This window comes from Desulfocastanea catecholica (genome assembly GCF_054657295.1).
Window position 1 is genome coordinate 1 of record NZ_BAAHYZ010000028.1, and the last position, 15,881, is coordinate 15,881.

Genomic DNA, 15,881 nt, shown 5'->3' on the forward strand with positions numbered 1-15,881 from the left:
GGATTGTTTTGAAGAAACCGGGAAGAGATCGCATTTGTTCGGCGGTAAGTTTCATTCTTGGTACTCCTGTCACATAGTGTTGGGGAAGGGAGAAAGCGGATAACAACGAACGGCTGTTGCGCTGGAGAAGCTGCACGAAGACAAGCTTTGATGTCTGTCGCGTATTACTGTAACCATTTCGAATTCGTTGGTATCCTTTGGTCTTGCCGATTAATTGCCAGTTTGCAGCGTGATAGATCGTGCCGATGAAGCGCGAAGGGTCGACAAAGGTTTCCATCATCAGGAGGGGAAAGCCGAATCGGTCTTGCCAGTCTTGTTGGATTCTTCGCCGACACAGGGAGAGAACCTTTGACGCAAGATTTTTGTAATGGCAGGTGGGCAGTATCAAAAATCGTGAATTATTTGCCACCAGATGCAGCCGATCATACTGCAGACGATGGCCCCAGCCGATCCAGCGATCACGGGCGCCGCACTTCAAAGCTGCCGCAGAAAAGCTCAGGAGGCCAAGCCATTCATTGTTGCAGGTGACGATATACCAGATTGTATTGCCGATTTTCGGCAAAGCGCCAAGATAATGATGCTGTTGCATCAATTCTTGGAATTTGGGTTCTTCTGAAGGTTCTACCGGACGGACGATAACCTGGGATAAGTTCAACATGGCCCTCTCTCATATGATACATATTTCGGGGATTGTAGCTGACTTGAGAAAGGTTGTCCAGATTTAATCGTAAGTAGTTTGAATTTTATTGAGAAGAGGATTGGATAAATTCACCCTGGGGTGGACCCATTACTTTTCAATCCTACTGTCTCTGACTGAAAATATTGCGCTAGATTTACAGCCATTGCCATATGCAAATACCAGATAACTGAACTTTGATCAAAGTAGATAACAGCTGTCAAGTTGACTACGTGGCAGCACACCGCACTCCCTGCCCCCCACAACATAGGTTCTAATTTTTTCTTTTCATCATAGTAATTGCGCAATTTAAATAGGCTGGATCCGACAAAACTGAAAATTGAAACTTGTAACGTAACTAAGAAAATTAATGAAATTAATCCGCCGGAAATTCCTATGGATATATAGTAGTTCGTAACATCTACATAACCAAACTTAGTTACTGTTGCCGCCCAATTTTTAGTATCTTCCATGGGCATACCCACAAGCCACCATTTACTAAAGTTCTCCACGAACTTATCAATAAGATTTGCCCGATGCCAACCGTCACCTCCAATATAGCCACTTATTCTATCAAAAAGAAACCACACCGGAGCTTTCATTACAAGATGCATTGCTATTAATGATAATGCCAGCCCCCTTCGAACCCACTTCATATTATCTCGAAACTTCCAACATGCCCAAGCAGCAATCGCAACGACAGTTGTCATAAGTGGCCCACTTGAATGTGAGGAAATAACAATAGCCAGACTTGCTACCGTTCCAATGAGAGCCCACCATCGACAAGAGCGCTGAAAAAGAAATCCAATAAAGATAGGGAGGAAAGTTGCCCCCATTGTACCCGCAGTGATAGCGTGCCGAAAACTACCCTGACATCTAAAAAAACCTTCTCGCCAGATCGGAGTTTCAGGAACACCTCCCATTACTGAAAACATGTTTGAGCCTGTGACACCCTCTATAGCCATGAAAACGGCAAACGGTACCATCACCAAAACAACTCTCTTCATGAAATATTGATAATCATCAGGAGTTGGAATCAGTACCCTAAATGAAAAGTAAACCAAGTATGCATCCACGGTTAAACCAAGTGTATACATGTCGAGGTAACTATTGCGTAACAAATAGATCAAAGGATTAGAAATAAAAAGCAAAATAAACCAATGGTCTGGAGAAGTCCAGGAAAAGGAAGACCATTCACTCCGAACTATTATACGAATTGCTGTGAAAACTTCGACAAAACGAATGGCAGTAAAGCTTATACCTGAAAACTGAAACTCTTGTCCTTGCGTAATAAAGAATACAGCAGAAACGATTGCCAGAGAAACAAACCGGCGAGGTAAAAATAAAACTAAACAGCAAAATATTAGTGTAAGCGAAGCACCGATAGTAGTCATATTATATATATATTACTTTAAACTTTGAAATCATTTTTTTTCAGCAATTCTTCAATATACTTACGTGAAGATGAAAAAAACAATATCATAACCCCACTGCATATTATTCCAAATAAAGGAGCTAAAAAAATTACAACTGCTGTATTTAGTTTGTAAAATCCAAACAATCCTGGTAGTCCTGAAAAAGTCAATAGTAAAACAGTTATTAATACAGGTCGCATGCTGTATCTCAATGGTACTGAATTTCTATAAGCCAATCGATAAAATGAAACAGAACATGCTGCAACTTCACTAATAACACCAGTTGCTGCAATCATCCATATAGGTTGGTGCAATATTGCCAACACCAGAGATATTGGCAAAGTTATACCTCTAACTAAATTGGAGTACATTTGAGTTATAGAGTCAGCCTTTGCTAATGCAGCAATCGTTGGAGCAAATCTAATGGATCTTATGGCATATGCGGCAGTTAACCAAGCTAGAATAGCTCCATTACCTTCGAACTTTACTCCAAACACTATTTTCATAATTGCTTCAGCACCAAGTATCGAACTCACTCCATAAAAAATGGTGAAGATGCATACGATCTCAAGTGTGACCTTATACTTTTGGCGGAATAAATTCAGATCATTTTGAACTTTCGCCATCACAGGAAGCATAATAGCAGGGAATATTCGACCAAAAATAAAAGTCGGTACGGTTGCTATACTAAATGTGGCTGCAAAAGAGGCTAAATCTTCCATTGAATAATAAGATGCTATTATAAATTGATCACCCTGAAAAACAAGAAAAAGCAGAAATCCATTAACCACTAATGGCCATGAAAACTGAATAATTCTTCTACAAAAAATATGATTTATTCCTAGTTTGTAGGGCCTTGTGGCAATCAAATGAGATATAACTGTCGAACCTATAGCTTTAGAAAATAAAATTATTAATACCACATTATAATTTGGTATCAAAATAGCAAGCGGCCAAGCGGCCAAAGAAGTAACAAGCTGTGGCCCAGCCGAAGCTATAGTAGATTGCATGTATCTAAATTTTCTTTCTAATCTAGATAAATCAAGGTGTTCTAACCCCTTAATTATTGGTAAAAATGCCAATAATTGGTAAGATAAAATACTGCCTTTAACATCAAATAGCGTAACGAGTGGGCCAGCCGCCAAGAAAACAATGATTGCGCTTAAAATACTAGCAATCAACTGAATTGCGTGCGCACTCGCCATGAAGTGTGGATTATCACCTTCAAGGTCCTGTACAATCAAGCGACTTATAGACATTTTGCTCGAGAATTCAAGAATTGTAAGCGCCATAGCGAAAGTAGCTGCAATTCCAAAATCTTCCTTTGTGAGTAAGCGGGCGAAGATCATGTTTTTCAAAAATGATGATCCATACACGACAGCTTCACCGATACTCAACACAAAGGTTCCCCGTAAAATATCTCTTTTTTGATTCATAATTACTTTTTCTGGAGCGAAAAGATGGGATACCATCGTGAGGTAAGATCTAAGATCTCGACCTGAAATTGATGGTTGGAAAAACACAATGCATTATATTGCTGTGTCTTTCTATTTTTGGATTGGCTTGATTTGGCTTGCAAGCCGTTGTGCCATTTGTTTAATTATAGATAAGTAATTAAAACATTTCGATAAGCAGCGACTAGCGATTGCCCTGCCGCCGCCCAAGATATGGATGGAATAGATGCCAGCCCAGCATCACGTAGCTGTGAAATTTTATCTCGTTGATTGCAAAGGGTGTTGATGTGTTCAGTGATTGCTTCAACATCTCCAACCTTATGTACCATTGCATTTTTCATTTGTTGACACAAATCAGTGCAAGCATCTGAGACAAGTGGTACGCAGCCGCTTGCCATCGCTTCTTTACAAACAAGCCCAAATCCTTCCTCGATACTGGGCTTAATAAACATGTCGCATTCTCGCATAAGTTGGGGAATATCATTACGGTGCCCTAGAACTTTAACACTTGGATTCGCCAACATAGGCTCTAGTTTCTTTTAGTATGTTGGTATAAAGCTGCCAGCTATTAAAACGTGCCATTTTTACTTGATTTTGAGTTGAACCATGCTTTTAAGCAAAATGGAGCCACTTACGGACCGCCAATACACCAGCGAAAAAAACCGTTTTATTCCGCCTGTAATGCTTCAGAATCCACTACCAGGAGCTTTTGAGAGAATATCTCGTCTAAATTAAGCATATTATCAGAATTTCAGAATTCATTTACAATACTACGGTATAACTTAACGAGTCTCTTCCCGGCGGCGGCCCATGTTATTTCATGCACTGTACGTAAAGATGCTGTGCGAAGTTCTTCCAATAACGAACGATCTTTATACAACATTGTAATATGTTGTGTAAGTTGTTGCAAATCTCCAACAGGATGAACTAAAGCATTTTCCATATGTTTGCATATTGCTCCAGAGCCCTCCGAAACCAATAGAACGCACCCACTCCCTCGAGCTTCCGAGGTAACGAGAGCGCTCCCCTCCTCAATCGAAGGTAAAATCAAAAGATCGCTTTTTCGCATCAGACTAGAAACATCTTTTCTATGTCCCAACACAAAGACACTGGGGTGCGCAAGAAAAGGAGCAAGTTTTTCTGCATATCCTGGGATAAACTCTCCTGCAATTAAAAAAGTTCCTTCATTACTAGCCGGTGAGTTTATCCATGCTTCAAGCGCATAGTGTAAACCTTTTCTCGGTGCACACCCCCCAACAAAGATCATAGTTAACCCTTGACTTATGTTCCTTGAATTTTCACTCGAGTAAAAAGTTTTATCATCAAAACCATATTGATGGCGAACAAGCTTTTCTTTTGAAACACCTTGGTCAAGAAAGGTGCTTGCTACAAAATCAGATGGGCATAGAAGGCGATCAGCCAATTCGTATTCAGATTCTTCTCTATCAAGGATTTCTTTATTAAAGGTGTGCTCATGACCTTTAGGCATTTCAATTCCTAACTTTTCACATTCTTTTTTAACAATCTCATATGCGAATCGAGTGTGCGCATTACATCGTTCCAATGCAACAGGTATGCCGAGGCTTTTGGCGACACGGATAGTTTGCAAGGAGCCTAATGGCCATGCATGAATGATATCAATCTTTCCTACAAGTTTTGGTAATTGTCTTGCCACTATCCAATCATGAAATTTGCAAGTCCTTAAAGTACCCAATAGGCGGTTCGGTATTCTGATTTTTCCGCGAGAAAGCGTGGTCTTAACATTTATTGGCCAAACAAAAGGTCGCACTAAATCCCCAGCAAAAACAATTATATTTGCCCCTGCTGCCGCAGCACTATCTATCTCATGCCACGCGGTTGTGCAGATTCTATCCTTCCCAAGACGATGAGGAAAACTATGCAACACACTCAGTGGCTTATTATTACTCTCATTCATTACCAATTCGTTCCAATTTCAAGTAAACACGATTTAACGAAAAGCCTCAGAAACAGTAGCAAGAAAAAACTCTCAAGAACATGTTTTCTAGAGCATTTTTTGGTGCCAAAGCTCTAGGGTCAGCAAACAAAATATTTCCTTGGACCAGTCTGCTCCTTGTTGATGTTCATCCAATAATTTATTCAATTGATTTGTAGAAAAATAGCGTTTTATTGCTGCATTATCACTCAAAACTGTATCGTAAACAAAATCTCGTAGTTCATTCCGAAGCCAACTGTTATAAGGCACTGGAAAGCCAGTTTTTTTTCTGTTAAGAATTTCACTCGGCACCGAATCCTTTAGCGCCGCCTTGAGAATTCGTTTCAAGGACCACCCTCTAACTTTATATTCCGTTGGTAGAGATGCGGCCATCTCCAGCACACGAAAATCCAGGAGCGGCACGCGAAGTTCTACAGATGTGGCCATGGTCATTTTATCAGCCTTTACCAGCAGATCGTCTGGAAGCCATGTCTTTGTATCCACATATAGCATACAATTCAGTAGATTGCAGTTTAATGTTTTTTTAAACAATTTTTGGGTTGGTTCTCTTGAATTATAATTATCTGCCAAAGCCGAATAGTTCTTGTTGTACAATGATTTTTTAATCTTATTAAACGATGAATATGGTGTACTTGTTCTACTGAAATAGTATTCAGCCAGTGAGGGTTTAATAAGATCAACATAACGCGCAAAACGTTCGTTACCAACCTTTCCTAATAATTTAAAGCCAGCACGTAAAAAGCCATTTGTTGTTCCAAAGATCGATTTCAACCTCTCTAGAAGCATCAGGTTTCTGTAATTCGGATATCCACCAAAAGCTTCATCTCCCCCTTCTCCAGACAGCAATACTTTGACCGAACACTCCCTGGCAAGTTTCGACACATAATACAAAGCAATCGCTGGTGGCTCACAAACAGGTTCCTCCATGTGCCATACATACTCCGGTAGAAAACTCATAAAATCATCGGCAGTCATGGATATTTCGTGATGTTCTGTACCATATAGCCTAGCAGCTGTCCTGGCATATGGCCTTTCATCTGCAAATTTTTCGTTTTCAAAACCGATAGTGAATGAGTGTATAGGCTTATCAGTCTGTTCAACCGCATAACGCAATATCCCTGTCGAATCTACCCCACCACTTAACAACACACCCACAGGTACATCACTAATCATGTGGTCCTTGACGGTCCGTCGAAGCAACTTACGCAAGGTTATTTTAGCGTCCTCAAAGGTTAAATTGGAAGGATTTGAGTCAAAATCTAAGTCCCAGTATTGTTCAGTTAGTATTCGGCCATCCTGTACAGTCAAATAGTGACCAGGGTCGAGCTTATATATCCCGGCCAAAAGTGTCTCATATCCCGGCAGATAATGGTAGGTTAAAAATCTATCAATTGCCTTAAGGTTTACTGATCGTACAACACTTTCATCGACCAGCATAGACTTGATCTCAGATGCAAATAAGAAGGATGTTGATGTGCAGGTGAAATACAGCGGCTTGATACCTACCCGATCCCGCGCAATAAAAAGAATCTGCTTTCGTTCGTCCCACAAAGCAAAAGCGAACATGCCCTGAAACTTGTTGACACATTTAACGCTTATCTCTTCATAAAGGTGCACAATCACTTCAGTATCTGTATTGGTTTTGAACTTGTGACCTAAAGCCTCCAGCTCCCTTCGTATTTCCCTATAGTTATATATCTCCCCATTATAGACGACCCACACAGTGTCATCTTCGTTGGACATCGGCTGGGCCCCAGTATTGAGGTCTATAATACTCAGTCTTCTATGTCCTAAACCGATTGGACCAGCACAATACTCACCACTTCCATCCGGCCCACGATGTATGATCTTGTCCATCATCTTGCGGATAAGATATGGATCCACCGAATTTTCTCGATCAAAGTTTAATTTTCCACAAATGCCGCACATAGAATCAACTGTTCCCGTATTAGTCCCTAGAGATTATTCACGAAGCCTACGCTTATTTTTGTTGCTTGAGAAAGTATTTAGTAAAAGAGTATACCGCGTTTATCTGGGATTAGTAAAATGTTGAATAGTCCATGTCATCTCAGATGAGTAGGCCTGTCGTTTTAAGGTAATACCATGCTTGTATGCTGTTGCTTGACACCAGACATGAGACTATTACGTCCAGATCGTTTTTATGCCCAGCATTTTTTTCAATTGTTCCTTTCGAAGATATTTAATCAGCTTTTTATCCGATACTTGAGGAGTTTTGCTAAAATAACCTCCCAAAAACCCGCTCAAAAGTGCTAACGACATAATAATATATGGCTTTTGAAAAATCCTTTTACTACATTTAGCGAACATGAAGAGGGGATGATAACCTGTAATATAATTTGCCATCCCATTCTTATACCAATTCTTCCATGTGCCATCTGCGGAGCCGGTTGGTTTATGCTGTGTTAACATTAAATCGTTAAATCGCCTGGTTTTGTAACCCAGCATATTTGCTTTAACTTCATCTAAGGTGTCCCAACCCGGCGCTTTGATTAAACCACCAATTTCATCCCAACATTTTTTCTTATAGATTTTTGTAGCACCTCTAACATGAAATAATGGGTCTTGTTCTGACACCAGCTCCCCATCAATCAGACTATACACCGCTCCTCCACCTACGCCTAGCTCATTATCTTTACCAAAGTAATTGAAACATTTTTCAAAATAGTCGTCATCGAACGACAAATCCCCATCTAACTTCACTATAAAATCATAATCTTTAATTATAATCCGATTGTAAGCATCATAAAAAGCCTCGATTACTCCTCCTCCAGACTTTCTAAAACCTCGGTCAACTCTATAAACCGCATTGATCCAATCACGACTATCTGCATATTTCTGAATTATTTCTTTTGTGCCATCACTAGAACCATCATCTACTATCCACCATTCAAGAGGTAGGATAGTCTGTGCTATCATGGAGCTTATAGTTTTTTCTAAATATTTGACCTCATCTCTAACTGGTGTCACAACAATGTATTTAATATTTTTATTATACATATGAAATTTCTAGATTAAATACTTGGTTTTTAATTAAATACCAAAGCAGTTCGATAACAATATGTTATTCTTTTGCAGCTATCGTGTCTCGATTCCAACTTAAAAGCCATTTCACACTGGATAAATGCCGTTTAATTTTTAAGCGAGCAGACTCTCTTTTCGACGGAGCAATTAAATAGGAGAAGATTCCCCCAACAGTTCTTATTGAATGATGAAAGCACATTATAAGCAAGAAAACTAATTGCTCAAAATTACTATGATGTTTTTTCCAATAGCATAAAATTGATCGCTGCATCTCCAAATAAAATCTTACTGGAGCATTATCGGAGCTTGCGCCCCCATAATGTATTGCTTGCACTAAGGGGAAGTAAATTCTCCTCCAGCCGGCATCAGCAAACCTCTTACACCAGTCAAAATCTTCTGCATAGATGAAAAACACTTCGTCAAGCAAACCGACATCATCCAATGCTTTTCTGTTAATAAACCAGAAACATCCACTAAGCACTTCAACATCATGGATGCTATCGTGAGGCCAGTAACCCATCATGTCCCCACCAAATAATTTTACTTTTGGAAAAACACTATCTAACGCAAGAGCACGACACAATAAATTCCATAAATTAGGAAATCCTCTACATGAACGTTGCAAGGTTTTATCAGAATTAAGTATCATTGGGCCAAGAATGCCAATGTCTTGGTGTTCTTCCATATAGCACAGCATTTGACTAAAACAGTCCGATAAAATTTCTACGTCTGAATTTATAAGGCTCAGATACTTCCCGCTACTCTGCTTAATCCCAATGTTATTTGCCTTTGCAAAACCAAGGTTGTCGTTGTTGCAAATCAATTGCACCTGTGGAAATCGAGTTCGAACCATATCCTGGGAACCATCGGTCGACGCATTATCAACTACTATAACTTCTATGTCGCATTTTTTGTTCTCTTTATAAATAGAATCTATACATTTTTGTAGATAGTCTTTTGCATTCCAACTGACAATAACTATGGATATATCAACCATAAACACTCTATTCCCAAATCAGCAATTCTTAAATTATCTCGCTACACCATGGGTTTTCATTATTGATGGAATCATTCTTAATGCTGTTCAATTCTCAAATTCTTTTTCATTTTTTTCAGGAAACATTGAGGCATGTGAAGCCAATTATATCCATCGTTAAGTTTCGCCTGAAAAAATTTTATATCATCACTCGAGTTCATAGGAATACGCTTCATAAAAAACCGTAAATCATTGATCGAGGTGGTACCCAATCGGGTGCTAACTCCGATTTCATATTGATTTTCGACGAGAACATCCCTTAGAAAATCCATGAAGCTTTTATCTTCCTCCGGGAATTTATAAGGGTACGAAAACATCTTAGCTGATGTGCCTATTTGCTCCTCAATTTCTTCTTTTGAGCGTATAATTTCCTCTTTCACACTTTTTTTGTCTAATGTATTGAGCTGGGGATGTGTGACAGTATGCGAGCCAAAACTTATCCCTTCATCGGCAAGAGTTTTCACTTCAGACCATTTTAAGAATTCTTTGCCCTTAAATTTATCACTCCCAACCCCTATGAACCCAGTAACGAGGAATACTGTTGCAGTAAACCTGAATTTTTTTAATATCGGAGCTGCATGCACATAAAAATCACGAAATCCGTCATCGAATGTTATTACAACATACTTGTTCACGTGATTTATTTTTTTGCTATTTTCTTCCTGAAACAGAAGCGCTAACGAATCAAGCCCAATAACGGAGTAATTGTTTGAATACAAATATTCCATATGTTTTTCAAAGATTTCAGGTGAGGTGTTCACTCGATAATATGGGTGGACACCTCTTTCATCACCGCTGGATATGCTGTGGTACATAAGTATTGGAATTCTTAGCCCCTGGCGTTTTTTAATAAATCTGTTGAAGGGGTGAAAAATATATAACGTCAACAGACGATCAATACGGGGTATTTTCATATAACTATGCATCCATCCATTCAACTACGCTCCTGGTTGCAGAAATAAAGAGGCAATTTTCACGAGACAACGAATTTATGCCCCGGTAAGAGATTTTACAATTGCCAAATACTCATCCTGTTTGACATTCCAGTTATTTTTTTCAATATGCTTTAGTCCGTTTCGGACGAGTTCATCTCGACGCTTTTCATTGTCAGCAAGAGTCACTATCTTCACACTTAACTCATCGACATCTTCCGGTGTGAAAAATTCCACCAAATCGTCATTAAAATAATACTGGTCAATCGAGGTTCTCGAGACGATCTGCGGAACACCAAGGGCCATAAATTCAAGAATTTTAGTACTGAACGCTTCACCGCCGAAGCTGCCATCCCGTTTAGGCACCAAGCCAAGGTCAGCATGTGCCATCCGTTCCGCCATCTCTTCGATGGGAAGCATGCCTTTAAATAAAACAACATCTGAAACCCCAAGGTTTGCAACAATTTGTTTCAGGTTTTCTTCTTCGGGGCCCTTGCCGTAGAGATGCAACTGAATTTCACGGAAATCATTTTTTTTTATACGGGCAATGGCTTGAATCGCAATATCCAAGCCTTGATGCCAGGCAAATGTCCCTGGATAGAGTATTACGAACACAGATTGATGGTTGTGTTGGACATTGTCTCTTTTGTGAAAGAGGAAAGGGACAGGGTAATTGAGAATGACCGTACATTTGTCCGGCCGAACTGATCTGTTTACCAGTTTTTTATACCAGATATCGTTAGAGATGATGACATGGTTCGAGAAAAAACATGAAAATCGTTCCATCCAGAGGAGGGCTGTTGATATAAACGTACTATTGCCGGCACTAAATTTTTCTGCATAAAATTCCGGAACAATATCATGAATATCCAGTATAAGTTTGCTACCAAAAAGCTTTGGTAAAAATGCCGCAAAAATTTCAAAATCAGGAACCGAATGAACATGAATGAGATCATAACGATTTTTAAAGCAGCTCAGCGATAAAAACAATGTTGATTTCAGCAAAAATTTTACAATACGAAAAAAATAGGAGAATTTCCCTTTTTCATTAATTTCACGATCTTGTATTCGATAGAGGGTAACTCCTTTTATGATCTCTTTCTTTTTCTGTTGTCCTCTATTAAGGGCTATAGCATCAACATGCCAACCCTTTTCTACCAGTGTCTCCGCATATCGTCTAACGCGATTATCCATCTCGTAAAACGAATAGGCGACCATACATACTCTCATGATGCTCCCTTTACAGGTGTGTGAAAACAGGCAATCAAATTGTCAATTTCAGTTGGCAAACAACCGTCTAATGATATTTTCTCGCATAAAACCAGAAATTTCCCGTGGTAGTGCGTGCCAGTACTGCCCTTCATATTTTGAGCGGATATATTCTAATAATTCGATATAATAATGCACAGGGTACTCTTCTTGCCCAAGTGCATCTTCACCAAAGTTCATATAATCAGGATGGGTCAGGACCAATGCCATGCCGCCCTGTTCAACAACCCAATCCAATTTCTGTTTCCAGATAGCGATACTTTTTTCCTGCATCAGGACAAAGAGGGTAAAATCCTGCGGCAGGGTATATGGCAACTCGACAAATCCATTGCCAAGCCCATTGGGCTCGACCCAAAAAGGAAATATCGTCCTTCGACTCTCCGGTTTTGGTTCAAAAGGGTCGGTGTCAAAGGTTGAAGCATCGTATTCGATATGTAATTGGTGTATCCAATCAAGATTGCAGTGCATAGCACCTGATCGAAACCCTTTGCTTGCCCATTCCTTGAGATATCTGTTGATCTGCTCGGCACCTTTAGTAAAGGTCGTTTCAGATTTAAAAAGTTTGCCATCATGCTTGAGGTCATGCACGCCTATTTCAAAACCGTTACTTTCAAACTGCTGCCTGAACTGCGGCGACGGGGAATAATCACGCTCGGGAACAAAGTTAAAAGCCGCCCGAAAGCCCATATCCTGGTCGACCTTCATAAGTGCCGTGGCGTTATCATAGCCTTTTTGGGTATCAACATCGTGCGTGAGCACCAGGGCGAATTTTTTATTATCCGGCCACCCGGCCCAATTGGCCGGGGGGGTTGCAGTTCCAACATCAATTGGCCATATGTCCGCAGAGGATGTAAGTATTTTGGACATCAACTTTCTTCTTAAGAAGAGTTGCATTTTTCTCGGAAGGAAAGGCTTTAACGTATAGAAAATATCTATAAAAGAAGTATTGATCAATGTGACTTAGCCTATATGCCGATAGCAGATTGTGCCAATAATTTTCAGTATTGGTGCAGGCATCTTGTTAAAAATACGTGTATACCAACCATCAACGGAAGGTGCGGCAGCGAGGAGTTTGTGTTGAAAAGAGTGTCGATGGTAAGTAACCGTCGTTTCTTTAGCACCCCAGCCTGTTTTAAATTGCCTCAATCCTTTATGGTCCTGCTCTGTTCTGCCAAGATTAAAACTACAACACCCTTGACGCGAATAGTGCTCCAGTGCTTTGTATATAACCAGATTATTTGCTCGCAAATGCTGGTATCGTTTATCCGATGCGGCGTACTTATAGATTGCTTTATCACCAAAATGAAAGCAAAGTGCCCCGGCAATTGCTTTCCCCTGGTGGCGGGCTATCAAGAGGAGCCCATGTTTTTGCTCAATGACGAATTGATGTATGTTTTTAAAAAAACAAAAAGGCTGCGGCGGCAGCCCATGCCTCTTTCTTGTTATAACATTCAAACGGTAAAAATCATGCATTGATTCCAAAGAATCACATACGGTTACTTCCACGCCGACTTTTTCGGCCTTTCTGATATTCCTCTTGTGACTGTCACAAAAATTGTTATAAACGTGTTGCACACATCGAGAGAGAAAGATGCTATGTTCATAACAGCAGGAAAACACCGGAATAGTTTGATTTAAACCATCTCCACCTCGAATTTCGATATATTTCCAGCCGGCTTTTTCCCCATACTCCCTGATGGTGTTCCAAATTTTATCAGCCCTCAGTATATCCCCGCTAATCGGTTGACTAAAATCGGTGAATGGAAGGGACACCCCCCTCTTGCCGGTCAGAAAACTATCAATTTCCATTACCGGCACCAGGGCTGAGAGCTTGTCATTATTTCTTACTGTAAAATAGAGCGGTGTATAGCCATAGGTAGTGTGTAAAACTCGTGCCCAATGCGAGGAATGAAAAAAAGTGCTCTCCGGTTGTGTCAGTAAAAGCTCATCCCATCCGGTAAATTGGAGTGGGTTGATGATTTCGACTGTGACGGTTTCACTCAAGAGACTTTTTTGATCTCCGTTTTGTTACCGCCATTTTTCAGGGAGGTAGAGGATGCCTCAAGGATTTGTACCACCCGCAGGCTTTCTTCCGCACCTGATAGAGGAGCGTCGCCGGTCTTGATGCAGTCGAGAAAGTGCTGACATTCTATTTTTAATGGTTCATCCTGTTTGATATAGGGCGAATACATGTCGCCATAGTGATAGGAGTGTTGGAATTCACCGAAGGTATCATAATGCGGTGGTGTCTCTACCCGCTTATCATAGATCTTAACCTTCTCGTTTGGCTCGATATCATTATAGACCAGCATTCTCTTGCTGCCGACAAAAGTCATTTCTCTTATCTTGTTGGGGTCAAGCCAACTGCTTTTAATGGTGGCAAAGCCATTGTCTTGAAAATTAATGGACATATTGGTTATATCCTCAATTCCCGCATTCACATTGGCCTTGCCCTGGCAGTTAACCGATACCGGCTCCGATTCCATAATACTGAGGATAATGGAAATGTCATGAGGCGCCAGATCCCACGCCACGTTGATATCTTTCTGGAATAATCCAAGATTCAAGCGACGGGCACTGATATAGAGGATCTTGCCCAGATCACCGCTTTTGACAATTTCTTTTATGCGCCGTACCGTTTGCGAGTAGAGAAAGGTATGACCCACCATCAGGGTAAGCTTGTTCTTCTCAGCCAGTTTTTTAAGCTGTACACATTCGTCAACCGACGAGGCCATGGGTTTTTCAATGAGGGTATGTTTGCCGGCTTCCATACTTTTTTTGGCCAGTTCGAAATGCAGACGCACCGGCGTTGCAATGGCAACGGCATGAATCTCCAGATCGTTGACAATTGCATTAACATCCGTGACTGTCTCGGCCCCAGGGTAGAGACTCTTCATACGTGCCAACCGGTTGTTATCTATGTCACAGATTGTCTTGACCCGGCACCCCTCAAGCGCGTTAAAATTACGAATGAGATTCGGCCCCCAGTAACCGCATCCGACAATACCGATGTTAAGCATTTCTTCTCCTTGCCTTCAGGAAGTTATTCACTGAATATTTTTTAATATCAGGACATTACCACGTATCAATTTAGCTACTGGTTATTATTATAACACAAAACCGGAGGACTCTATATATTATTGTTGTTGTTCTATTGTGGGTTCGGGTGTTGTGGGTTGATAGTAATAGTAGCCATAGCCTTTGGTGTAGGACGGCTCGAAAACACTCCCGGTATGATCATTAAACACAAAACCTACTATTCGTTCGGATCCGATTTTATCAATGAGTTTTTGGATCTCGGCTTTACGGGAAACTCCCTGACGGACGACAACAATGACGCCATCGACCTGGCCGGCCAGAACACTGGTCTCGGCGGCAACGAGCAACGGCGGGCTATCGAAGATGACGATACGGTCATCATATCGGCGTGACAACTCCTCAACCAGAGCACCCATCCGCGAGGAACTGAGCAGCTCGGCCGGATTAGCAGGGGGAATGCCACTGGCCAGAATCGATAACTTGTCCACCATCGTTTTACCGATGAGCTCCGCCAGGTCGACATGGTCCCGCAGATAATCGACCAGCCCTAGCTTTCCTTCCATGCCGAACAAACCGGCCAGGGAAGGTCGCCTCAGATCACAATCGACCAGGAGCGCGTGTTGATCCATCCCCTGCGCCAGAGATATACCCAGGTTGGCCGTGATAAAGCTTTTTCCTTCCCGGGGAACGGCGGAAGTGACCATAATTGTTCTTACCGGCTTTTCACTGTCGTCAAGAGGATGCAGGATGCGGGAACGCAGGATCTTGAACACCTCGGGCACGGACAAATCATCGTTCACCGCCTTGTGTAACCGCTTATCCCAGCTCCGAGCTCTGGGGAGGAGAGATTTTGCACTGGTGGTCGTTTTGGGGCTCGCGGGCGACTTTGGGTTGCGTTCCATTTTTGGCGACGGTGGCGTACTTTTTGGCGCATTGTTTGGCGGACTGGTTGTGGCATTGTCTGTCGCTGTCTTGTCAGTACCGATCTGGCGCCCCATCCTTTCAAGCGCGTGAGAGAATTTACCCATTTTTATTTCACTAGA

At 41.2% G+C, this 15,881-nt stretch carries 14 protein-coding genes; all 14 read right to left on the bottom strand.

Going from position 1 to position 15,881, the window contains the following annotated elements; genetic code table 11:
* A partial coding sequence (locus tag ACYQ8U_RS19180; RefSeq protein ID WP_459947177.1) for a Druantia anti-phage system protein DruA occupies nt 1-658 on the bottom strand: 658 nt, incomplete at its 3' end.
* A gap of 110 nt (nt 659-768) precedes the next feature.
* Complete coding sequence (locus ACYQ8U_RS19185) at nt 769-2,070, bottom strand: hypothetical protein (protein WP_459947178.1); 1,302 nt, start codon at nt 2,068-2,070, stop codon at nt 769-771.
* 17 nt (nt 2,071-2,087) lie between these two features.
* Nucleotides 2,088-3,527 (bottom strand): oligosaccharide flippase family protein, encoded by a 1,440-nt coding sequence (locus ACYQ8U_RS19190; RefSeq protein ID WP_459947179.1) that lies wholly within the window; start codon nt 3,525-3,527, stop codon nt 2,088-2,090.
* A gap of 164 nt (nt 3,528-3,691) precedes the next feature.
* Nucleotides 3,692-4,069: a glycosyltransferase gene (locus tag ACYQ8U_RS19195; RefSeq protein ID WP_459947180.1), complete on the bottom strand. Its 378-nt coding sequence runs from the start codon at nt 4,067-4,069 to the stop codon at nt 3,692-3,694.
* Between the two features lie 227 nt (nt 4,070-4,296).
* Complete coding sequence (locus ACYQ8U_RS19200) at nt 4,297-5,481, bottom strand: glycosyltransferase family 4 protein (protein ID WP_459947181.1); 1,185 nt, start codon at nt 5,479-5,481, stop codon at nt 4,297-4,299.
* Nucleotides 5,482-5,568: 87 nt separating this feature from the next.
* Nucleotides 5,569-7,449 (bottom strand): asparagine synthase (glutamine-hydrolyzing), encoded by a 1,881-nt coding sequence (asnB, locus tag ACYQ8U_RS19205; RefSeq protein WP_459947182.1) that lies wholly within the window; start codon nt 7,447-7,449, stop codon nt 5,569-5,571.
* Nucleotides 7,450-7,662: 213 nt separating this feature from the next.
* On the bottom strand, nt 7,663-8,538 hold the full coding sequence (locus ACYQ8U_RS19210) for a glycosyltransferase family A protein (RefSeq protein ID WP_459947183.1): 876 nt from the start codon (nt 8,536-8,538) through the stop codon (nt 7,663-7,665).
* Nucleotides 8,539-8,602: 64 nt separating this feature from the next.
* Nucleotides 8,603-9,559 carry a glycosyltransferase family 2 protein gene (locus ACYQ8U_RS19215; protein ID WP_459947184.1) on the bottom strand — a complete coding sequence of 319 codons (957 nt, stop codon included), beginning with the start codon at nt 9,557-9,559 and terminating at the stop codon, nt 8,603-8,605.
* Nucleotides 9,560-9,636: 77 nt separating this feature from the next.
* Nucleotides 9,637-10,512, bottom strand: a complete 876-nt coding sequence (locus ACYQ8U_RS19220; protein ID WP_459947185.1) for a polysaccharide deacetylase family protein — start codon at nt 10,510-10,512, stop codon at nt 9,637-9,639.
* Nucleotides 10,513-10,587: 75 nt separating this feature from the next.
* Nucleotides 10,588-11,748 carry a glycosyltransferase family 4 protein gene (locus ACYQ8U_RS19225; protein WP_459947186.1) on the bottom strand — a complete coding sequence of 387 codons (1,161 nt, stop codon included), beginning with the start codon at nt 11,746-11,748 and terminating at the stop codon, nt 10,588-10,590.
* 60 nt (nt 11,749-11,808) lie between these two features.
* Entirely contained in the window at nt 11,809-12,753 is a 945-nt protein-coding gene (locus tag ACYQ8U_RS19230) for a polysaccharide deacetylase family protein (RefSeq protein ID WP_459947187.1), read from the bottom strand.
* A gap of 6 nt (nt 12,754-12,759) precedes the next feature.
* On the bottom strand, nt 12,760-13,803 hold the full coding sequence (locus ACYQ8U_RS19235; RefSeq protein WP_459947188.1) for a lipid II:glycine glycyltransferase FemX: 1,044 nt from the start codon (nt 13,801-13,803) through the stop codon (nt 12,760-12,762).
* Entirely contained in the window at nt 13,800-14,819 is a 1,020-nt protein-coding gene (locus ACYQ8U_RS19240; RefSeq protein ID WP_459947189.1) for a Gfo/Idh/MocA family protein, read from the bottom strand. Before ACYQ8U_RS19240 ends, ACYQ8U_RS19235 begins: the two co-directional genes overlap by 4 nt.
* Nucleotides 14,820-14,936: 117 nt before the next feature.
* On the bottom strand, nt 14,937-15,866 hold the full coding sequence (locus ACYQ8U_RS19245; protein WP_459947190.1) for a polysaccharide biosynthesis tyrosine autokinase: 930 nt from the start codon (nt 15,864-15,866) through the stop codon (nt 14,937-14,939).
* Between the last annotated feature and the right edge of the window lie 15 nt (nt 15,867-15,881).